Source organism: Oceanihabitans sediminis (genome assembly GCF_003337215.1).
In the GTDB taxonomy this organism is placed as follows: domain Bacteria; phylum Bacteroidota; class Bacteroidia; order Flavobacteriales; family Flavobacteriaceae; genus Oceanihabitans; species Oceanihabitans sediminis.
The window spans coordinates 89,064-109,677 of sequence record NZ_QPIG01000002.1; the positions used below are offsets into that span (position 1 = coordinate 89,064).

At 32.2% G+C, this 20,614-nt stretch carries 18 protein-coding genes and 1 riboswitch; of the genes, 9 read left to right on the forward strand and 9 right to left on the reverse strand.

The genetic code is table 11. The features are described 5' to 3' along the window. Window positions 1–99: 99 nt before the first annotated feature. Together DU428_RS06150 and DU428_RS06155 are read left to right on the forward strand one after the other, a co-directional pair. On the forward strand, window positions 100–792 hold the full coding sequence (locus tag DU428_RS06150; RefSeq protein ID WP_113966141.1) for a hypothetical protein: 693 nt from the start codon (window positions 100–102) through the stop codon (window positions 790–792). An 83-nt stretch (window positions 793–875) separates the two neighbouring features. Continuing rightward, window positions 876–2,432: a DEAD/DEAH box helicase gene (locus DU428_RS06155; RefSeq protein ID WP_072349066.1), complete on the forward strand. Its 1,557-nt coding sequence runs from the start codon at window positions 876–878 to the stop codon at window positions 2,430–2,432. Between the two features lie 51 nt (window positions 2,433–2,483). On the opposite strand, the gene DU428_RS06160 is transcribed toward DU428_RS06155, so the two are convergent. Next, window positions 2,484–4,778, reverse strand: a complete 2,295-nt coding sequence (locus DU428_RS06160) for a type IA DNA topoisomerase (RefSeq protein WP_113966140.1) — start codon at window positions 4,776–4,778, stop codon at window positions 2,484–2,486. 96 nt (window positions 4,779–4,874) lie between these two features. On the opposite strand from DU428_RS06160, the gene DU428_RS06165 reads away from it, so the two are divergent. Next, complete coding sequence (locus DU428_RS06165; RefSeq protein ID WP_113966139.1) at window positions 4,875–5,813, forward strand: pyridoxal-phosphate dependent enzyme; 939 nt, start codon at window positions 4,875–4,877, stop codon at window positions 5,811–5,813. A gap of 109 nt (window positions 5,814–5,922) precedes the next feature. Then, a complete protein-coding gene (locus tag DU428_RS06170) occupies window positions 5,923–6,384 on the forward strand; it encodes a cold-shock protein (RefSeq protein WP_072349069.1) in 462 nt (153 codons plus the stop codon). Between the two features lie 73 nt (window positions 6,385–6,457). Here DU428_RS06170 and DU428_RS06175 read toward each other — a convergent pair whose 3' ends face one another. The 3 genes from DU428_RS06175 to DU428_RS06185 all read right to left on the reverse strand — a co-directional run bounded on the left by DU428_RS06175 (window position 6,458) and on the right by DU428_RS06185 (window position 10,316). Further along, window positions 6,458–7,705: a mechanosensitive ion channel family protein gene (locus DU428_RS06175; protein WP_072349070.1), complete on the reverse strand. Its 1,248-nt coding sequence runs from the start codon at window positions 7,703–7,705 to the stop codon at window positions 6,458–6,460. A gap of 419 nt (window positions 7,706–8,124) precedes the next feature. After that, entirely contained in the window at window positions 8,125–9,045 is a 921-nt protein-coding gene (locus tag DU428_RS06180) for an EamA family transporter (RefSeq protein WP_113966138.1), read from the reverse strand. Window positions 9,046–9,125: 80 nt separating this feature from the next. Further along, entirely contained in the window at window positions 9,126–10,316 is a 1,191-nt protein-coding gene (locus DU428_RS06185) for a CynX/NimT family MFS transporter (protein ID WP_072349072.1), read from the reverse strand. A gap of 145 nt (window positions 10,317–10,461) precedes the next feature. Next, window positions 10,462–10,557, forward strand: a riboswitch (SAM-I-IV-variant riboswitch). Window positions 10,558–10,612: 55 nt separating this feature from the next. Between DU428_RS06185 and DU428_RS06190 the strand changes: the two genes are divergently transcribed. Further along, window positions 10,613–11,920 (forward strand): Na+/H+ antiporter NhaC family protein, encoded by a 1,308-nt coding sequence (locus DU428_RS06190; RefSeq protein ID WP_113966137.1) that lies wholly within the window; start codon window positions 10,613–10,615, stop codon window positions 11,918–11,920. 13 nt (window positions 11,921–11,933) lie between these two features. Here DU428_RS06190 and pncA read toward each other — a convergent pair whose 3' ends face one another. From pncA to DU428_RS06215, 5 genes are all read right to left on the reverse strand, one after another. Then, window positions 11,934–12,542 (reverse strand): bifunctional nicotinamidase/pyrazinamidase, encoded by a 609-nt coding sequence (pncA, locus tag DU428_RS06195; protein ID WP_113966136.1) that lies wholly within the window; start codon window positions 12,540–12,542, stop codon window positions 11,934–11,936. Window positions 12,543–12,545: 3 nt separating this feature from the next. Then, entirely contained in the window at window positions 12,546–13,943 is a 1,398-nt protein-coding gene (locus DU428_RS06200) for a nicotinate phosphoribosyltransferase (RefSeq protein ID WP_072349075.1), read from the reverse strand. 179 nt (window positions 13,944–14,122) lie between these two features. Then, window positions 14,123–14,572, reverse strand: a complete 450-nt coding sequence (locus DU428_RS06205) for a KTSC domain-containing protein (RefSeq protein ID WP_072349076.1) — start codon at window positions 14,570–14,572, stop codon at window positions 14,123–14,125. Window positions 14,573–14,650: 78 nt separating this feature from the next. Further along, entirely contained in the window at window positions 14,651–15,961 is a 1,311-nt protein-coding gene (locus tag DU428_RS06210) for a DEAD/DEAH box helicase (protein WP_113966135.1), read from the reverse strand. Window positions 15,962–15,964: 3 nt separating this feature from the next. Further along, on the reverse strand, window positions 15,965–17,308 hold the full coding sequence (locus tag DU428_RS06215; RefSeq protein ID WP_072349078.1) for a DEAD/DEAH box helicase: 1,344 nt from the start codon (window positions 17,306–17,308) through the stop codon (window positions 15,965–15,967). 191 nt (window positions 17,309–17,499) lie between these two features. On the opposite strand from DU428_RS06215, the gene DU428_RS06220 reads away from it, so the two are divergent. The 4 genes from DU428_RS06220 to DU428_RS06235 are packed head-to-tail and all read left to right on the forward strand — an operon-like array spanning window position 17,500 to window position 20,599. Beyond that, a complete protein-coding gene (locus tag DU428_RS06220) occupies window positions 17,500–18,084 on the forward strand; it encodes a TetR/AcrR family transcriptional regulator (protein ID WP_113966134.1) in 585 nt (194 codons plus the stop codon). A 1-nt stretch (window position 18,085) separates the two neighbouring features. Beyond that, a complete protein-coding gene (locus tag DU428_RS06225) occupies window positions 18,086–18,751 on the forward strand; it encodes an NAD(P)H-binding protein (RefSeq protein ID WP_113966133.1) in 666 nt (221 codons plus the stop codon). Window positions 18,752–18,754: 3 nt separating this feature from the next. Next, entirely contained in the window at window positions 18,755–19,387 is a 633-nt protein-coding gene (locus DU428_RS06230; protein ID WP_072349081.1) for an NAD(P)H-dependent oxidoreductase, read from the forward strand. A 51-nt stretch (window positions 19,388–19,438) separates the two neighbouring features. Next, the gene (locus tag DU428_RS06235; protein ID WP_113966132.1) at window positions 19,439–20,599 is read left to right on the forward strand and encodes an iron-containing alcohol dehydrogenase; all 1,161 of its coding nucleotides are present in this window, start codon (window positions 19,439–19,441) and stop codon (window positions 20,597–20,599) included. The last annotated feature ends 15 nt before the right edge of the window (window positions 20,600–20,614 follow it).

Below are 20,614 nucleotides of genomic sequence, written 5' to 3' on the forward strand. Positions count from 1 at the left end.
GTTGAAAAGTTAAAAATTTTAAAAAGCCTCCTTTAAAATAGGAAAATTGAAACTTAGGTACGATTTTTGAAAACAGTGAGTAGAAATATTCTATAAATTATGCGATTACTTTTTTTTGGACTAATATTTTTTTTCAGTTTCACTTTACACGCACAAATAGACAACGAGCAAAAATCTATTGCTATTCCTGTTGTTGAAAGTGATGAAGGAGAGATTGAACAAGAGGTTGAAGAAGAAGGAAAGCCTATAGACAACCAAGGATTTGTTATTCCTAAAGAAGATAATATCAATGGGATGTCTGTTCCAAAACAACAACAAAAATTAGAATTACCTAAAGAAGAATTTTCGATGTTTAATCAAGAAAACTTTGGTGATCCTGGAGAATTATACAAAGACCGTATAAAAAAACACGCAAGCTATACGGAAATGAGAAAAGAACAGCAATATCGTGGAAGCACTACCACGCAATTCTTTGGCGATTTCACTACAAAATCAGATCATATTGATATTGCATACCGAGATCATGGCGCTTTTGATGGAGACCATATTCGTGTTTTTGTTAATGATGATGTAGTGAAACCTTCAGTATTACTAACTCCTAGTTATACTGGTTTCAAATTTAAATTAGCTGAAGGAATCAATAAAATTGATTTCTATGCTTTAGATACCGGACAAGTTGCACCAAACACTGCAGAGTTTCAAATTATAGATGACTTCGGAAATATTATTTCTGGTAACCAATGGAACTTAGCTAAAGGGGTTAAAGCTACAATTATCATCATAAAGGAGTAGTTTTCAAGTATTTTCAATATTCCCTGTAAAATACTCTTCATAAACAGTAAAAAGTTGCTATTTTTGCACAATCTTAAAACATTATGAGCAACACTATTATTACAACAGAATCCGAAGAAACTAAAGCAGGAAAAGACCTTTATAGCTATCAAAAAGGAGCTATTAACAAAATATTTAAGGCCTTTGAAGACTCTCCAGAAGATTATCACTTACTATATCAATTACCTACTGGTGGAGGAAAAACAGTTATTTTCTCTGAAATAGTTAGACAATACTTAAAGCATCACAAAAAGAAAGTTTTAGTGATGACGCACCGTATTGAATTATGTAAGCAAACTTCTAAAATGCTTACTGAATTTGGTGTAGAAAATAAAATTGTAAGTAGTAAAGCGAATCTAGACGATCAGAGTCAGTATAGTTGTTTTGTTGCAATGGTTGAAACCTTAAACAACAGACTACAAGAAGACAAATTAGATATTTCAGATATCGGGCTAGTGATTATTGATGAGGCACATTACAATTCCTTTACAAAACTTTTTAAATTCTTTGAAAAGTCTTTCATATTAGGAGTTACAGCAACACCTTTGAGTTCTAATATTAAGCTTCCGATGAATGATAATTACGACGAACTTATTGTTGGTGAAACTATTGAACATCTTATTGAAAGTAAATTCTTAGCACGTGCTGAAATTTATTCTTACAATGTTGGGTTAACATCATTAGTTGTTGGTGCTAACGGAGATTATACTGTAAAATCTTCAGAAGATTTATATACAAATTCAGATATGCTTTCTAAGCTTATTCAAGCTTATGAAGAACGTTGTAAAGGAAAGAAAACTTTAATCTTCAACAACGGTATTAATACATCTTTACATGTATATGACACCTTTAAAAGAGCAGGTTACCCAGTTGCACATCTAGATAATACGAATACAAAAAAAGAACGTAAAGCAATATTAAAGTGGTTTAAAGAAACGCCTGATGCTATTTTAACATCGGTAAGCATCTTAACTACTGGTTTTGATGAACCTACTGTAGAGTGTATCATTTTAAATAGAGCCACAAAGTCGTTAACACTTTACTATCAAATGATTGGTAGAGGTTCTCGTATTTTAAAGAACAAATCTACCTTCCAAGTAATTGATTTAGGTAATAACCTTCACCGCTTTGGTCCGTGGGGAGCAGATCTTGATTGGCAACGTATATTTAGAACACCTAACTTCTATTTAGACGGACTAATAACAGATGAGGATATTGAAGAAAATTTCAGATATGAAATGCCAGAACATATTCGTTCTGAATTTTCAAATTCTGAAGATGTATATTTCGATATCAAAAAAACATATATAGATTCTATTAAAGCAGGAGAATCTTCAAAAGTAGTATTAGAAAGATCTATACATCATCATGCTAAAATATGTATCGAAAATTCGGAAGATGTTTACGATGCCTTAGGTTTAGCTAAAATGTTAGGAGACGATATAGATTACAGAATTGGAAGATATACGAAGTGTATAAGTAAGAGTACTTTTAACTTTGTTGAATGGTTGAAAAACGATTACAGATTAAAATTACGTGCTTATATCCGAGATAATTTTGACACCATGTTTGAAGAAATTCATGGTCGTCCAGCAGAATAAGCTAGCACTTATTTTCCTTTAAATATTAAATCCTAAGTAAGTAGAAAACTTCTATTTACTTAGGATTTTAAATACCAATTCTTTGGTTAATTTTTGATCTCCAGCTGCTTTACGTAGGTCGTCAAAAGAATAAACAAAATTACACCCAGATTTATACTCCGAACAACCATAAGCCGATTTTCCTTTTATAACGGTTCCTTTTTTACACTTAGGACAAGTTAATGTATCTGGAACTTTTGCTTTTGCAGATTTTTTAGGCTCTAAAACTAAATTAAAATTATCATCAAATCGGAGTAAACCTTGAACAGATCCGTTTTCGGTTTTAAAACCTTTCAAATTAACAGTAGATCCCTTTTGCAACAGTCTAATATATTGTTTTTCAGAAATCTTTTTGCCTTTATATGTAAATGGTAAAACAAACTTACAACCTGAAGTATAGGCTGCACAGCCATAGGCAGACTTTCCTTTAATTAGCTTAGCTTGCTTGCATTTAGGGCAATTTTCATCTGTAATACCAGTCGTTTTCTTACTTACTTTTTTTGCTTTTGTTTTTTGAACGGTAGTAGCATAACTAATATTAGCTCGTTTGGTTTCGCTACGAACTTCGTACACCAATCTATCTACCATTTGCTTCATGTTTCTTATAAAAAGACTAGCACTATATTCTCCTTTTTCAATGTCTTTTAACTGTTTTTCCCAAGAACCAGTAAGTTCTGCCGATTTTAATAATTCATTCTGAATCGTATCAATCAACTGAATACCCGTAGTAGTTGGTAAAATCTGTTTTTTATTACGCTTGATATATTTACGTTTAAAAAGCGTTTCAATAATATTGGCACGAGTAGAAGGTCTTCCTATTCCGTTTTCCTTCATTAATTCTCGTAGTTCATCATCATCTACTTGTTTCCCGGCAGTTTCCATTGCGCGTAGGAGAGAAGCTTCCGTATATTGTTTTGGTGGCTTGGTTTGTTTTTCTAAAAAAGATGGCTCATGAGGTCCTTGTTCGCCTTTTTCGAATGTTGGAAGAATTCCAGATTCCTTCGATTTTTTAGAATCGGTTTTATCAGATTCAAAAACAACTCGCCAACCTTTTTTTAATATCTCTTTTCCGGTAGTTTTAAAATGAACATCTGTTGCCTTACCAATTACTGTGGTATTGGATACAGAACAATCATCATAAAAAACAGCAATAAAACGTTTTACAATAATATCATACACTTGTTGCTGATTATATTGTAGATTTATTTGAATTCCTGTTGGAATAATAGCATGGTGATCGGTTACTTTTTTATCGTTAAAAACTTTAGAAGATTTTTTAATTTTCTTTCCAAGAAGTGGCTGTGTTAAAGCAGCATAATTAGTAAGATTCTGAAGAATCCCTGCTACTTTAGGATACACATCGTTTGGAAGAAAAGTAGTATCTACTCTAGGATAGGTAACCACTTTTTGTTCGTAAAGCTTCTGTACTATTTTTAAAGTTTCGTCTGCTGAAAACCCAAATTTCGTATTACAATAAACCTGTAGGCCAGTTAAATCAAAAAGTTTCGGAGCATATTCTGTTCCTTTTTTCTTTGTAATAGAAACAATTTCAAAAGGAGCTTCTTTTACTTTATTAGCTAAAACCTCTCCGTCTTCCATTTTCAGAAATCTACCTTCCTCGTAACTAAATAAAGTATCACGATACATGGTTTGAAGTTCCCAATATGGCTGTGGTTTAAAGTTTTCAATTTCCTTAAAACGATTAACAACCATAGCTAGAGTAGGAGTTTGCACTCTTCCAACAGATAAAACTTGTTTATATCCACCATGTTTTACGGTATATAATCTGGTGGCATTCATTCCTAAAAGCCAATCGCCAATAGCACGAGAAAATCCCGCATAATATAAGTTATCATAGTTTTCAGAAGGTTTTAAATTTTCAAAACCCTCCTTAATAGCTTCTGTAGTAAGCGACGATATCCAAAGGCGTTTTACTTCTCCTTTATAATTTGCCTGATCTAAAACCCAACGTTGAATAAGTTCTCCTTCTTGACCAGCATCCCCGCAGTTTATAACAAGTTCTGCTTTATCAAAAAGACTTTTTACAATATTAAACTGTTTTTTAATTCCAGAATTAGCTACCACTTTGGTTTTGAATTTTTCTGGTAGCATGGGTAAGTTATTAAGATCCCAACTTTTCCAATGAGGTTTATAGTCGTTAGGCTCCATTAAAGTACATAAGTGCCCGAAAGTATAAGTTACAGCATAGCCGTTTCCTTCATAATAGCCATCACGTTTAGAGTTTGCTCCCAATACAGAGGCAATCTCTCTAGCAACACTAGGTTTTTCGGCAATACAGACTTTCATTTATGGATTAATTTAAAGTGCAAAATACATAATTTTAGCTTTTTTTTATAGTTCTATCGGTTAAAAGAATTAGTATATTTCACTTTTAAATAAAGCATGCAACACAAAGAAGCCATATTATCTAGTTATAAAAGAATTACGCCATATATTCATAATACACCTGTGTTAACTTCTGAAGGTTTAAATGCAATTGCAGGAGCTAATCTCTATTTTAAATGTGAGAATTTTCAAAAAATGGGAGCTTTTAAAATGCGAGGAGCATTAAATGCTGTACTGCAATTAAGTGATGTGCAAAAAAGTAGAGGAGTGGTTACACATTCTTCTGGAAATTTTGCCCAAGCAGTTTCATTAGCGGCAAAACAAATAGGGATTTCAGCACATATAGTTATGCCTGAAAATGCGCCACAGGTAAAAAAAGACGCTGTTTTAGCTTATGGCGGAAAAATTACTTTATGTGCATCTACAATAGAAGCAAGGGAAGTAGCTACCGAAAATATAATAAAAGAAATAGGTGCTACTTTTATACATCCTTCTAACGACTTAGATGTTATTTACGGAAATGCTACCGCATGTTATGAGCTTATTGAAGAGCACGATTATTTAGACTTTATTGTTGCTCCGGTTGGAGGAGGAGGCTTACTTGCAGGAACTGCTTTAAGTGCCTCATTGTTTGGTAGAAATTGTAAAGCTTTTGGAGGAGAACCTATAGAAGTAAATGATGCGTATAGGTCTTTAAAAAGTGGCAAAATTGAATCGAATAACACTACAAACACCATTGCAGACGGACTAAGAACACAATTAGGAGATATAAATTTTCCGATAATTCGGGAGTTTGTTGAAGAAATTGTTTGTGTGGAAGAAGTAGAGATACTTGAAGCGATGAAATTAATTTACCAACGACTTAAAATAGTTGTAGAACCATCTAGCGCTGTGGCTTTAGCAGCTGTTTTAAAGAACAAAAAACACTTTTCTAATAAAAGCATTGGAATTATTATTTCTGGCGGAAATGTGGATTTAAAAAGCTTGCCATTTTAAGAATTATTCCTTGTACTAAATCAATTGTAGGCTGTTATTCTTGCTTTCGACCTTGAAATTCAATATCTTTGGGACTAATAACAAGTAAAAATATATTTTATATTAATTAATGGCAAAATCACAACAGACATTTAACAAAAGTGAAAAGGAAAAAAAGCGTTTAAAGAAAAGAGAAGATAAACGTAAAAAAATGGAGGCCCGAAAGGCTGAAAAAGAAGAAAACGGAACAGATGGAATTCAGTTTGCTTATGTAGACCATAATGGTAATTTAACGGATACTCCACCAGATCCTGCTTTAAAAGTTAAAGTAAAAGCTGCCAATATCGAAGTTAGTATTCCAAAAACTACAGACGAAGATAGAGAAGCATTTGACCCAGTTAGAACTGGAACAGTTTCTTTTTTCGATAGCTCAAAAGGTTTCGGATTTATTATTGACGGAGAAAACAATGAAAAATACTTTTGCCACGTTAGTGGTTTAAGAGATGAAATAGTTGAAGGCAATAGAGTTTCTTTTGAATTAGAAAAGGGACAACGAGGAATGAACGCAGTAAAAGTTACTTTAGTTAAGTAATCCTTTATCACACTATATAATAAAAGCTTCTTATTTTGAAATAAGAAGCTTTTTTAGTTTATAACACTATGTGTTACTTAGCTTTATTTGTGATTTCTGTAGGCAACTCGAATAGCTCTAAATCGAAATAAGGAACAGCAGCTAAGCTATGATCGAATATATCTGAAATAATATACTCATAGTTAACCCAACGTTTATCGCTACTAAAGGCATAAATTTCAAGAGGCAACCCTTGAGAAGTAGGAGCTAATTGACGTGTCATAATAGTCATATCCTTGTTTATAGCAGAATGATTTTCAATATAGGATTGAATATACTTTCTAAAAACTCCTAAATTCGTAAGATTTCGACCGTTAATTAATACAGATTTATCTATTTCATTTTGATGATTATACTTATCTATATCATTTTTTCTATCTGTTAAATAGTCAGATATTAACTGTATTTTTTTTAAGTTTTCTACATCATCATCTGTTAGATAATGCACACTTGAAGCCTTAATTATTATAGATCTTTTAATACGTCTACCACCAGAATCACTCATTCCACGCCAGTTTTTAAAAGAGTCGGAGATAAGGGCATAGGTTGGAATAGTAGTAGTGGTTTTATCGAAATTCTGAACTTTTACGGTAGAAAGGTTTATTTCTGTAACATCTCCATCTGCACCATATTTTTCAAAAGTTATCCAGTCACCAATTCTAACCATATCATTTACAGTAACCTGTATACTAGCAACAAAACCTAGAATACTATCTCTAAAAACCAGAATTATAATTGCAGAACCCGCACCAATAGTTGTTATAAACTCCCAAAAGGAGATACCACTAACAATAGCAAAAATCATAAAGATTCCGATAACCCATGCAAAAATCATAAAGACCTGGATATAGCTATCAATAGGCTTATCTTTAAATCTAGGAATAGTTTTTAAATAATCTTTTAGAGAGTGTAAAACAGATCTAGCAATCCATAGCGAAAGAATCACACCAAATACTTGAAGTCCGGTTTTTATAATTAAACCAAAGTCCGGAAAATCTTTAAAAATTATAGGAATTGCCTTTATAGCAAGATACAAAGGGAATATGTGCGCAATATTTCTAGGAGCTTTATTATGTACTAAAATATTATCAAATCTAGTTTTAGATTTAAGAGCAATTACATTAAAAGAGTTAATTATTATTTTTCTAAGAACATAATCAATTATAGTAATTAGAATTAGTAATACTATTAACAAGCCAAGCATATTGAGATATTCTGCAATAATTTCATTAACACCAAGCGTTAATAAATAATCATAAAGAATATGTTTTAAGTTTTCCATAAAATTTTGTTTAAATGTAAAAATACTTCAAGGTATAGGAATAGGCTAATAATTAACAGGTATTTTACAAATTTACAAATCTATATCAATATGAAGTAAGTGAAATATCCTATTTTACATAATATTAATTATAATACATTTACTTATAATTATCGAATAGCGTATTTAGCAATAAATTATATAATTTAAGATTTAACGTTATTATACTTATATCGAGTAATTATGAAAGCTATTTATGTCTATGCTAGAATAATTAATAAGTCTAGCTATAATTCCATATTAAGTAAAATATCCCAGTCTGTTGTTTTCATATCTGTAAAAAATATAAATATTCTATTTTACATAATATAAAAAGACTCTGAATTTCATTTTATATTGAATCAAGCTTCAAAACAAAATTATAAGCCAATCAGAATGAATTAAGCTTCTTTTTTAAATCTATTAAAAATGGTTAGCATCTTTTTAGTATTTATAAAATAAACGCCGGTTAGCAAGACTCCTGCAGCAACTATAGATTGTGTTGTAATAGATTCCTCTAAGAAATACCACCCTAAAAGTAAAGCTATAAGTGGATTTACATAGGTGGATGTTGCTACTTTTTCTGGTGAAACTACTCGTAGTAAATAGTTGAAAGAAGTAAATGCGACAATACTACCAAATACAACTAAAATAAGCATTGAAAGTTGCACCTCTTGTTTCCACGAACTAAAACCAATCCATTGCTCCCCTACTGCAAAACTTCCTATAAGTATAAAAATTCCTCCAGATATCATTTGATAACCGGTATTTATAAAGAAGTTGGATGGTAAATCTGCTTTAGAAACAAAAATACTCCCGAATGCCCAGCTTAGCATACAGAAGAAAATCATGATTAAACCTACAACTGTATCTTCACTGCTAATTAATTGCTTTTGACTAATCAGTAAGTAAATTCCAATTATACCAAGTATCACTCCAATAACAGACATTGCTTTTATTTTCTTACCATCTATCAATCTTAAAAGAATAATTACGACTAAAGGTTGGGCAGATATTTCTAAAGCAGCTAGTCCACTATCTACATATTTTAAAGCCCAAACTAAAATTCCGTTCCCTCCTGCCAAAAACAAAAATCCTGCGATGCACGTATTCATTAACTGTTTTCTAGTAATTTTTAAGGAATAACCTGAAAACTTGGCTATAATAAATATCAATATACCTGCAACCAAAAATCGTATTGCACCAACTTGAAATGGAGGTAATTGCATTACAGCAATTTTATTTAATAAATAGGTAGAACCCCATATAACATAAATAGAAAAAAAAGATGCAATGATTAATAGCGGAGTTTTAGATTTCATTTGCTTGACTATGCTAATTGTTAGGCTTTAGCGCATAACAAAATTAAAGGAATTAATTAGTTTTATTAATTGTTTTGAAGTTAAATCTTTTTGTCTTTTCCAACGTCTATTCCCATTATAAGCTTAAGAACCGAAACGCCAACTAATAATATTAATGCGTAATTCCAAACGTGTGTAAGGTCATAAATCATCCCAACAATAAACGGTCCTGTTGCAGCAATAAAATAGCCAATAGACTGAACAATTCCAGAAAGTTCTGCAGCTGTTTCAGAATCTTTAGCTCGTAATACGATAAGCAATAAAGCCAATCCAAATGTACCGCCAAGAACCATTCCTATTAAGCCAATCCACAATTCTACCATTCCTAATTCTGGAAACATTAAACCAATAAAAGCTAATATTTCAATAACAATTAAAGACACAATTACCAATCGTTGATCTTTTCTTGAACCTGCCCAAACTGGAATTATAATAGCTCCTAGGATTCCTGTTCCTTGAGATAAGGAAAGCATCCATCCGGCATAAGCTTCGTCATAACCTCTATCAATTAAAATTGCTGGTAACCAAGCTAAAATCACATAAAAAGCTAAAGACTGAAGTCCCATATAAAGTGCTAATTTCCATACCAACAATGTGCCACTCAGTTTTTTCATTGCCTCTTTAAAACTCCTGCTTGGTGGTGTACGATTAATACGCTTGATATTAGGAATCCAAATAATAATGGCTAGTATAGCCAAAACAGACCAAGATACTAAGGATCCACGCCAACCTAAATTAAACTCAACTGCTAAAGGAACACTTAAGCCAGCTGCAAATGCAGCTCCTAAAGACATAACTCCAGAGTACAAACTTGTAACAAACCCTGCTTTATGAGGAAAGTTCCTTTTAATTAATGCAGGAATCAACACATTACCAAAAGCAATTGCAATACCTAATAAAATAGTTCCTAAGTATAGTTCAAAAACTCCTCCGAGAGAACGGATAATAATCCCGGTAGCAAGTGTAATTAACGCTCCTAAAAGTGTATTACCTATTCCGAAACGCTTTGTGAACAATGGCGTTATGGTAGAAACTACTCCAAAAGCAATTAATGGTAAGGTTGTTAGTAGACCTAATAAAGTATCTGAGAGTCCAACATCTTGACGAATCATGTCAATCAATGGACCAATACTTGAAAGTGCTGGTCTTAAGTTTATTGCTACAAACAAAACCCCCACAAGTAGTAAGGTACGTGCAGCTTTTGTTAATCCGTTTTCGTCTAATTTTGCCATAATATTAAAAAGAGCACAAAAGTAACTCTTTGTTTTGAGAAGAAATATCTCTAATAGTTATTTATTAAAGTCTATAAACAAATTAGGATTTTAATAAAGATAAATTTTTCTTTTTAGATATTAAAATATCTACTAAGTTTGCAAACTAAATTATCAAGAATCTCAAAAGGAGATAGCAACCTGCATAACGAGCAAGGTGCTAAAACGATAAGCCAAATACTTTGGAAAAAACGTTAAGCATTCCTAATATTTGCTAATTTTCTCTTTCTGCGATTCTGTAAATAAACAGATAGACGATGCAAACAAGCTCAAACAAACCTACATTTAAAGCTTTAATTCCTTTTTTAATATTCATTTTCACTTTTTTAAGTGTTGGAATTATTCAAGAGGACTTTTATGCACTACCCGCTCCTATTGCTGTAATATCAGGTATAGCTGTAGCATTTGTACTTTTTAAACAATCTATCCATACTAAAATAAAGGTTCTTCTTGATGGATGTGGCGATCACAAAATATTAACCATGTGCTTAATTTATTTACTTGCTGGTGCATTTGCTGAAGTCACAAAAGCTACCGGAAGTGTAGACGCTATTGTAAACTTTGGATTAGAACTAATAAGCAGCCAGTATCTATATTTCAGTGTATTTGTTATCTCTGCATTTTTATCCGTTTCCACAGGAACATCTGTTGGTTCCATTGTTGCTTTATCTCCAATTGTAATGGGTTTTGCTGAAACGGAAGGCTTGTCTTTAAGTATTTTATGTGGAGCATTATTAGGAGGTGCCATGTTTGGAGATAATTTATCCGTAATATCTGATACAACCATAGCCGCCACACAATCCTTACAGGTTAAAATGAGTGATAAATTCAAGGCAAATATAAAAATTGCCTTACCCGCAGCACTTGTAACTATAGGTATTCTTATTTATAAAGCATTTACCTTAGATACAATTACATCTGATAGAATAAACCACTCCTATTCCTTGATAAAGATATTCCCATATATACTAGTGTTAACTTTATCTATCAAAGGCATAAACGTTTTTTCTACTTTGTTTTTAGGTATAATTTCTGCCGGAGTATTAGGGGTAATTTACAAGGATTTCACTGTTTTAGAGTTTACACAAACTAGTTTTGTAGGATTTCAAAATATGACAGAAATTTTTCTATTGTCTTTATTAACTGGTGGCTTAGCCGCTTTAGTAACATATAATGGAGGAATAGAATATATTTTAATAAAAATAAAAGGATTTATAAAAAATAAGAAATCAGCACAGTTTGGAATTAGTGCTTTGGTATCGACTGTAAATTTGGCTATTGCTAATAATACTGTTTCTATTATTATTTCAGGACCTATAGCAAAGTCTATTAATGACCAATACAATCTTGAAAATAAACAAACTGCTTCCTTATTAGATATTTTTGCCTGTATTATACAAGGAGTTTTACCTTATGGTGCTCAGGTTTTAATGATATTAAGCTTCGCTAAAGGAGATATCACATATTTTGAACTAGTAACAAATACATGGTATATACTATTACTATTAATTTCAAGTTTGATATATATTGTATTTAATAATACAGGCAAAGCTAGAGGATTTTGATTTTTTTGATAGCCTATAAAAAAAATTCTGAATTAACAATTTGAACACCTTTGTCTATCAATTTCTTTTTAAGCGACTTGAATGCTTCAGCATCTAATGCTTGTGAAGCATCTTCTATAAAAAAACAAGTAAAACCTTCTTCTAAAGCATCCATAGTTGAAAAATACACGCAAATATCTCCGGCTAAACCACAAAGGTAAACCTCAGAAACTCCTTTTTCTTTTAAATAACCTGTTAGACCTGTAGATTTCAAATGTCCGTTATCATAAAAGGCACTATAACTATCAATGGACTTATCGGTTCCTTTTCTGAAAATGGTTTCCCATTTATCTGTATTTAAATCTGGATGAAACTCTGCTCCTTGTGTGCCTTGAACACAATGGTCTGGCCAAAGAGTTTGCGGCTTACCATGAAGTTCGATTTCATCAAAAACCGATTTTCCTTTATGATTGGAAGCAAAACTCACATGATCTTGCGGATGCCAATCTTGACTTGCAATAACTAAATCGAATGTATCTTGTATACGATTAATAACAGGAACAATCTTATCTCCATTAGGAACTGGAAGGGAGCCGCCAGGAATAAAATCATTCTGTACATCAATTATAATAAGCGCTTTCATATTTTAATATTTATGCTTTTTTAATAGTTCGTCTCGCTCTTGTTTTAAAGTATTACTTAAACCAACTTTATAAATATGTGGGTTTTGGAAACGTTTGTATTCTAATGGAAGTTGTTCTAATCTAGATTTTGAATATGCAGCAATTTCTGTAACGGTTCTTGAAGGAGTAATTCTTTTTCCGTTTTCCATAACTTTTTCTAATAAAGGCTCATGGGTAAATCTTTCAAGATTTAAACTCTTATTAATATCGAATGGGTGAACCATCTCGTCTAAAGTTCCTTCTTTAAAAAGTCCAACAGCATCTGCTCCGTAGAATTTCCCATTTTCATCTATCATTCTATACACTTGCTTTTTATATGGTAGCGAAACTTTAATTAAATTTTCTGAAAGTTTAATTCTAGGCGCTCCATTGTATTCCGAAAGTTTATATACTCCTCCAAAAGAAGCATCTGGTTTACCGGTAACTAGGTTGGTTCCAACTCCGTAAATATCTATTGGTGCCCCCTGCTCCTTCAAACTTTTTATAACGTATTCATCTAACTGATTAGAAACCACGATTTTCACATATTGTAAATTGGCTTCGTCTAACATTTTACGTGTTTTTTTAGCTAAATAAGCTAAATCTCCACTATCCAGCCTCACTCCCATTAACTGCTCTCCTCTACTTTCCATTTCCTTAGCAACTTGAATAGCTTTAGGTAATCCACTTTTTAAAGTGTTGTAAGTATCAATTAACAATACACAGTTTTTTGGTCGGTGCTGAGCAAAATCTTGAAAAGCCTTTAACTCATCTTCATAACTTTGAATGAAGGAATGCGCCATAGTTCCAGAGGATGGAATTCCATAATCTTCGGCAGCTATAACATTACTTGTTGCGTCAAATCCGCCAATAGCTGCAGCTCTTGATGCATAATAACCTCCAGTTGCATGCGCACGACGAAGTCCCATATCTAATAGGGTTTCGTTTTGAGCACTATAACGAATTCTGCTAGCCTTGGTAGCTATTAGAGTTTGAAAGTTTAATATGTTTAGTAAAACGGTTTCAATAATTTGAGCTTCAATAATATTTGCTTCAACCTGAAGAATTGGACGATTAGGAAAAACCACATCCCCTTCTTTACTAGAATTAATAGTTCCGTTGAACTTAAAGTCTTTCAGATAATCTAAAAAAGCTTGTTCGAAACCGTGTTGCTCTAAATATTTTAAGTCTGAAGCTGAAAATTTAAAGTTTTCAAGAATATTCAATACATCTTCAAGTCCAGTAAAAATAGCATATCCACCTTTAAAAGGGTTGCTTCTATAATAATAGTCAAAAACTGCTTTTCCGTCAGGTTTGGTGTTAAAATATACCTGAGCCATAGTAAGTTGGTATAAATCTGTATAGGCTGCTGTTATTTGCATAAAAGTATGTTTTTGTTTAGAATTTTATTTTTGTCAAGATATTCAAAAAATGAATAATTTCTTATCAAGTTAAGCAAAAAAAAGAAAGAGGAGAAAGTATAATTTACCTTCTCCTCTTTTATATCTTCGGAATATTCAAAATATTCTACAAAGGCAAACTTCTTCCATAAAATGAAATACTATGCCTCTTCTAATTGTCTTTTTGTTTTTCTGTACGTGTATTTAGGATAGATATTTCGTTTAGCAAAACGATTTACTTTATCACTATTTATCATTTTTATATACACAGGTTTTGTTACACCAAAATACTCGTAAGTAGAACCATCTAGAAAGGTAATTTCTAATAAAAGACCTTTATGAGTAAAGTCTGCAATACCTGTGTTAGTAATTGTTTCTGTGTAAGCATCTAAGTTAGCTGCAATAGTTTCTGGTGCGATACTAACTAGAAAGTGGTAACCATCAATAATTTTTCGGCTGTTTATTTCTGCTTCTTCTTGCAAAGCATCTCCGTTTTGGAATTTATCTGGGTGCCACTCCTTAACTAAATTACGGTAACTCTTTTTTAAAGTCTTTAATTCAACTTCGTTTTCAACTCCAAAGAGTTTTTTGTATTCGTTTATACGCTTCATTTCAAATTTTATAAGAGCGCAAAAGTACGCGTAAATATCAGATGTATAACTATAAAAGTGGAATATTAATTTAGAGAACTAAACTAGGTAAATACGCACCTTTTTCTTTTTTAACCTACTGTTATTAAGTTTATCGGCTAAATTTCTTGCAACACCTTTTGAAACTGCAACAAAAGCACAATCCTGTTTTAACTCGATAATTCCTAGTTGCTCCTTATTAATACTGCCTTCTTTAAAGAATAAACCTACAATATCTCCTTTAGAAATTTTATCTTTTCTTCCACCTGAAATAAATAAGGTTCTCCATTGGCTAGCAATTTTAGTTGCCTTTCCACTAGGTGTAAAAACAGATTTTGTTTCAATAAATTCTGGAAGGTACTCCTTTTCCCATTGTAATACATAGGCCGTACCTTGTGCATTCATACGGGAAGTTCTACCATTTCTGTGGGTGAATTCTTCTGCTTTTAAAGGAAGTTGGTAATGAATAATATAATTAAGCTCCGGAATATCTAAACCCCGAGCAGCTAAATCTGTAGCGACAATAATTTGATGCGTTCCATTTCTGAATTTTATCAAAGCGCGTTCCCTTTCAATTTGCTCCATATCACCATGAAACGTTCCGTGAGCAATATTGTTTTTATTTAGAAAATCGCTTACAAACTGAATAGTATCCTTGAAATTACAGAAAATGATTCCAGGTTTATTTCCTATATCATGCAGTACATCTACCAAACTTTGCAGCTTGTTTTTTTCTGCTGAAATAACTTTTTTGATTTCTAAATTACTAGCTTCATCTACCAAATAATCAATTACCAATTCGTTTTGTAATCCAACGAAACGAGGGATTTCAATATCTTGTGTAGCAGAAGTAAGAATACGTTTTTTTATATTTGGAAGACTAGAAATGATTTCTTTCATTTCTTTTTCGAAACCTACTTCTAAAGATTTATCAAATTCATCTAAAACAAAAGTATTAATGGCTTCTACAGAAAAAGTTTCTCTTCGTAAATGATCTGCTACTCGACCCGGAGTTCCTATTAAAATAGCAGGTGCATGAGCTAAATCTATTTTATCCTTACTAAAAGGTCTTCCGCCATAAACTGCATTGGCTTTAAAACCGGTACCCATTGTTCGAATTACTTGTTCAATTTGAATAGCCAGTTCACGTGAAGGCACTAAAATTAACAATTGTACATTTGGGTTTTCCTTGTCTAAAGCAGAAATTGTTGGCAATAAAAAAGCTACTGTTTTTCCTGTTCCTGTAGGAGAAAGTAAGACAGTATTTGCAGTACTTGTAATAGATAACAAGGCTTCATCCTGCATAGGATTTAGCTCTTTAATATTAAGCTTATCTAAAATATCCTTTTGTAGTTTTATATAATTAGCCATTTTCTATTTTTTCTTTTTCTTCTTTTTTACAGCCTCTTTTTTCTCTACAATCGTATTGTTTTCGGCAATATAATTGGCTAGTATCTTATCTACCAGTTCCTCTTTTGTTAAGTGATGAAATATGGTTTTTACTTTCGCTTTAAAGTCTTCTGGAATATCACGATTTGGCTTTGTTTTAAATATTTTTCTAGCCCAAATCAGTCCGTTGTTCTCCTCAATGCTTTTCGGGTCTGCTTTTTTATATTCGTTGAAGATAATTCCTAATTCGTCTTCAAATTCTGGTATATCTATTAATTCATCTTGTTGAATCACACTTAAAGACAAGCCCTTTGCTCCTGCTCTAGCTGTACGACCGCTTCTATGTACGTAGGCATCGTAAGTATCTGGTAAGTGGTAATTGACTACATAAGAAACTTCCTTTACATCAATTCCACGAGCAGCTAAATCTGTTGCAATAAGAATATCAATATGACCTTCTCTAAACTGTCCCATGATTCTGTCACGAATTCCTTGTGTTAAACTTCCATGAATGGCTCCAGATGAAAATTTATTGATGGCTAAATTTTTAGCTAATTTATTAACAGCAGCTTTCGTTTTACAAAAAATGATTCCCCTTTCTCCTTCTTTGGTATTTAAGAAATGCATTAAAACATCTAGCTTTTCAATTGGCTCTACTACTACGTATTGATGATCAATTCCTTGATGACCTATAGTAGACATATCTGCTTCCAGTTGTACGACATGCTTAGACATGTAATTCTGAACCAATTGTTTTATTGCTCCAGATAAAGTAGCAGTAAATAATAGAGTTCTTCTTGATTTTGGAATTTCTTTAATAATATTATCCAAATCTTCTTTTAAAGCAGAAACCATTTCATCTGCTTCATCTAAAACTAAATATTTTAAGTTTTTAAGTTCAATAGCTTCTCTTTTTATCAAATCTACTAAACGACCTGGAGTTGCTACAACAATATGAGTTGGATTTTGTAATCGCTCGATTTGTGGTTTTATTGGAATTCCACCACAAACAGATGTTATGGAAATATTAGAACTATGAGTAGCAAAAGACTCTAAATTCGTCTGTATTTGCTGACCTAATTCTCTTGTTGGTGTTAATATTAATGCTTGAACTTGATCTAGTTCCGTATTTATTAATTGTAATAATGGTAATCCGAAAGCTGCAGTTTTACCAGTTCCTGTTTTTGCAATAGCTACAAGGTCTTCCTTTTGATTGAGTACAACCGGAATGGCTTTCTCTTGGATATCTGTAGGTATGCTTATTTGTAAATCGGTTAAGCTTTGCTGTAATAATGTATTAATTCCTAAATAGGAAAAAGATTTTGACATAAATGTAATTTTATGCAAAGATAACCACTGTTATAGATATAATACTTCTATTTCTTAACATTTGTATAAAGTTCGCTAGGATAAATTGTTATAGCTTTCAACAACACATTAAAAATGAATTAATAAATTTCTGTTAAAAAAAAGAATGAACGTTCATTTTTTAGTATATTTGCAACTCAATTATAATAATTATGGCGAAACTTCAAAAAAGTATAGATAAGCGTAATGCACTTGTAAAGGCAACAATTCAGTTGGTAAATAACAATGGATTTCATGCAACATCTATGAGTAAAATTGCCAAAATGGCAAAGGTTTCACCAGCTACTATTTACTTATACTTTGAAAACAAACAGGATTTAGTAAATCAAACTTACTTAGAAGTAAAATCAGGTTACACAGACTATGCTTTTGCTAATTATAACCCGGAAATGACAGTTGAAGCAGGCTTTAGATTAATATGGCATCGGATAGCAGATTTTAAGCTAAAAGAATGTGAAAGTGCGTTATTTTTAGCACAGTGTGATAATACACCTATGATAGACGAACCTAGTCGACAAGAAGGTATTAAGCATTTACAGCCCCTACTCGACCTTTGGGAGCGTGGAAAAAAAGAGGGAATCATAAAACCTATTTCTAATTATCTTCTGTATGCTTATACTATCAACCCACTTTCATTTTTGATGAGTGCACAAATTCGTGGCACATTTGTCTTAGATAAAAACCAGATAGAAGAAGCTTATCAAGCTGCTTGGAGTAGTATAAAACTTTGTAATTAATATGAAAAAAACAGCAATAATATTAGGAGCAACCGGATTAACAGGAAGTATATTACTTCAAAAGTTGATAGCAGATTCTAGTTATGAAAGAATAAAATTATTTTCAAGGTCTAAAATAGCAAGTTTACCTGAAAAAGTAAGTCAGTATATAGGAGATCTTCTAGATTTAGAACAATTTATAGATGATTTTACTGCAGACGAAGTGTATTGCTGCATTGGTACAACTAAGAAGAAAACACCTAATAAGACTTTATATAAACAAATTGATTACGGGATTCCTGTAACAGCGGCTAAAATGTCTAAAGAAAATAACACTCCTACTTTTTTAGTCATTTCTGCAATGGGAGCTAATAAAAATAGTAGTGTGTTTTATAATAAAGTAAAAGGGGAAATGGAAGAAGGTATTCTAAATCAAAACATCAAAAACACTTATGTTTTGAGACCTTCACTTATTAGTGGTCCGCGTAAAGAAAAAAGACTTTTAGAAGATATAGGTTTAGTAGTTTTTAAATTTCTGCAACCACTATTTATTGGGAAGCTAAAGAAATATAAAATTACCGAAGCCGAAAATATAGCGCAAGCAATGCTACACTTAGCAAATAACACAAATCAAGACGAAGTAATTATTACTTCCACCAAAATAACAGAAATAGCAAATAACAATTAACATATGGAATTATTAAATAAATTAAACTGGAGATATGCTGCAAAAGCCATGAATGGTGAAACAGTAGCTGAAGAAAAAATTGAAAGAATCTTAGAAGCAGCTAGATTAGCTCCAACCTCTAGCGGATTACAACCTTTCGAGATTTTTGTAATTAAAAATCAAGAAATTAAAGAAAAAATCAGACCAGTAGCTTGGAACCAATCTGTAATTACAGACTGCTCTCACCTACTCGTTTTTGCTGCTTGGGATACCTATACCGAAGATAGAATCAATTATATGTTTGATTTAACCAATGATATTCGCGGATTCAAAAATGAAGGATGGGAAAATTACCGCCAAAAACTCCTAAGTTTCTATCCGCAACAAGATGCTGAAGTAAACTTTAACCACGCTGCCAAACAAGCATATATAGCCTTTTCACAAGCTATTACTGCTGCAGCATTTGAAGGAGTAGATGCTACTCCTCTTGAAGGATTTGAGCCAGATGCAGTAGATGAAATTTTAGGACTTCGCGATAAAGGACTTCGTAGCGCAGTATTATTACCTATAGGTTACAGAAAAGAAGAAAATGATTGGTTAGTAAATCTTGTAAAGGTTAGAAAACCTATGGAAGAATTGGTTACTGTAATTGATTAGATTATATTAAGTAACTATAAAACAACACATTATAAACTAAAAGAAAAGAAGATGAACAATTTTGATTTTAAGAATCCTACAAAAATTATTTTTGGAAAGGACACGATACAACAACTAGAGAATGAAATACCAAAAGACGCAAAAGTATTATTGCTTTATGGTGGTGGAAGTATCAAGAAAAACGGTATTTACGACCAAGTAAAAACAGCTTTAGCTAAAGTAGATGTAATGGAGTTTGGCGGAATTCCTGCGAATCCAGAATACGCTACTTTAATGAATGCATTAAAAGTAATTAAAGAAGAAAAAATCACTTATTTATTAGCTGTAGGTGGTGGTTCTGTAATTGACGGAACAAAGTTTTTGTCAGCAGCTGCATTATTTGAAGGAGATACTCCATGGGATATTCTAACAAACAATATTAGAACCGAAAAAGGAATGCCTTTTGGTACTGTTTTAACATTACCTGCTACAGGTTCTGAAATGAACTCAGGTGCGGTAATTACAAGAGCTGAAACTAAGGAAAAGCTTGCTATGGGCGGACCTGGATTATTTCCAAAGTTCTCCATTTTAGATCCTCAAGTGATAAAATCTATACCAACACGCCAATTAGCAAATGGTATTACGGATGCTTTTTCACATGTTTTAGAGCAGTATATGACTTATCCAATCGATGCTTTATTACAAGATCGTTTTGCTGAAAGCATTTTACAAACATTAATTGAAGTTGCTCCTAAAGTACTAAAAGATCCAACAGATTATAAAGCTGCAGCAAACTTCATGTGGAGTTGTACAATGGCTTTAAACGGATTGATCCAAAAAGGAGTTCCTACAGATTGGTCGGTACATGCAATTGGTCATGAATTAACGGCTTTATTCGGAATTGATCACGCAAGAACTTTAGCTATTATTGCTCCTAGTCATTACAAATTCAATTTTGATGACAAAAAAGCAAAATTAGCACAATATGCTGAACGCGTTTGGAATATTAAAGAAGGTAGTGTAGACAACAAAGCTAACGCTGCAATTGAAAAAACTGAAGCTTTCTTCAATGAATTAGGAATAGACACTAAACTTTCTGACTATACGAAAGGCTATGAAGGAACTGCTGAAAAAATCTCTCAAAGATTTACAGAACGCGGTTGGTTAGGATTAGGTGAACATAAAACCTTATCTCCAGATAAAGTAGAAAAGATTGTAAAAATGGCTTATTAAAATATAACAAGCATA

Excerpts from the sequence above, each read along its gene's own strand:
- DU428_RS06215 (WP_072349078.1), bottom strand. The coding sequence starts at position 17,308 with ATGTCAAAATCTTTTTCCTATTTAGGAATTAATACATTATTACAGCAA.
- DU428_RS06160 (WP_113966140.1), bottom strand. The coding sequence starts at position 4,778 with ATGAAAGTCTGTATTGCCGAAAAACCTAGTGTTGCTAGAGAGATTGCC.
- DU428_RS06225 (WP_113966133.1), top strand. The coding sequence starts at position 18,086 with ATGAAAAAAACAGCAATAATATTAGGAGCAACCGGATTAACAGGAAGT.
- pncA (WP_113966136.1), bottom strand. The coding sequence starts at position 12,542 with ATGAAAGCGCTTATTATAATTGATGTACAGAATGATTTTATTCCTGGC.
- DU428_RS06220 (WP_113966134.1), top strand. The coding sequence starts at position 17,500 with ATGGCGAAACTTCAAAAAAGTATAGATAAGCGTAATGCACTTGTAAAG.
- DU428_RS06235 (WP_113966132.1), top strand. The coding sequence starts at position 19,439 with ATGAACAATTTTGATTTTAAGAATCCTACAAAAATTATTTTTGGAAAG.
- DU428_RS06200 (WP_072349075.1), bottom strand. The coding sequence starts at position 13,943 with ATGCAAATAACAGCAGCCTATACAGATTTATACCAACTTACTATGGCT.
- DU428_RS06155 (WP_072349066.1), top strand. The coding sequence starts at position 876 with ATGAGCAACACTATTATTACAACAGAATCCGAAGAAACTAAAGCAGGA.
- DU428_RS06175 (WP_072349070.1), bottom strand. The coding sequence starts at position 7,705 with ATGGAAAACTTAAAACATATTCTTTATGATTATTTATTAACGCTTGGT.
- DU428_RS06150 (WP_113966141.1), top strand. The coding sequence starts at position 100 with ATGCGATTACTTTTTTTTGGACTAATATTTTTTTTCAGTTTCACTTTA.
- DU428_RS06230 (WP_072349081.1), top strand. The coding sequence starts at position 18,755 with ATGGAATTATTAAATAAATTAAACTGGAGATATGCTGCAAAAGCCATG.
- DU428_RS06190 (WP_113966137.1), top strand. The coding sequence starts at position 10,613 with ATGCAAACAAGCTCAAACAAACCTACATTTAAAGCTTTAATTCCTTTT.
- DU428_RS06180 (WP_113966138.1), bottom strand. The coding sequence starts at position 9,045 with ATGAAATCTAAAACTCCGCTATTAATCATTGCATCTTTTTTTTCTATT.
- DU428_RS06185 (WP_072349072.1), bottom strand. The coding sequence starts at position 10,316 with ATGGCAAAATTAGACGAAAACGGATTAACAAAAGCTGCACGTACCTTA.
- DU428_RS06210 (WP_113966135.1), bottom strand. The coding sequence starts at position 15,961 with ATGGCTAATTATATAAAACTACAAAAGGATATTTTAGATAAGCTTAAT.
- DU428_RS06205 (WP_072349076.1), bottom strand. The coding sequence starts at position 14,572 with ATGAAGCGTATAAACGAATACAAAAAACTCTTTGGAGTTGAAAACGAA.
- DU428_RS06165 (WP_113966139.1), top strand. The coding sequence starts at position 4,875 with ATGCAACACAAAGAAGCCATATTATCTAGTTATAAAAGAATTACGCCA.
- DU428_RS06170 (WP_072349069.1), top strand. The coding sequence starts at position 5,923 with ATGGCAAAATCACAACAGACATTTAACAAAAGTGAAAAGGAAAAAAAG.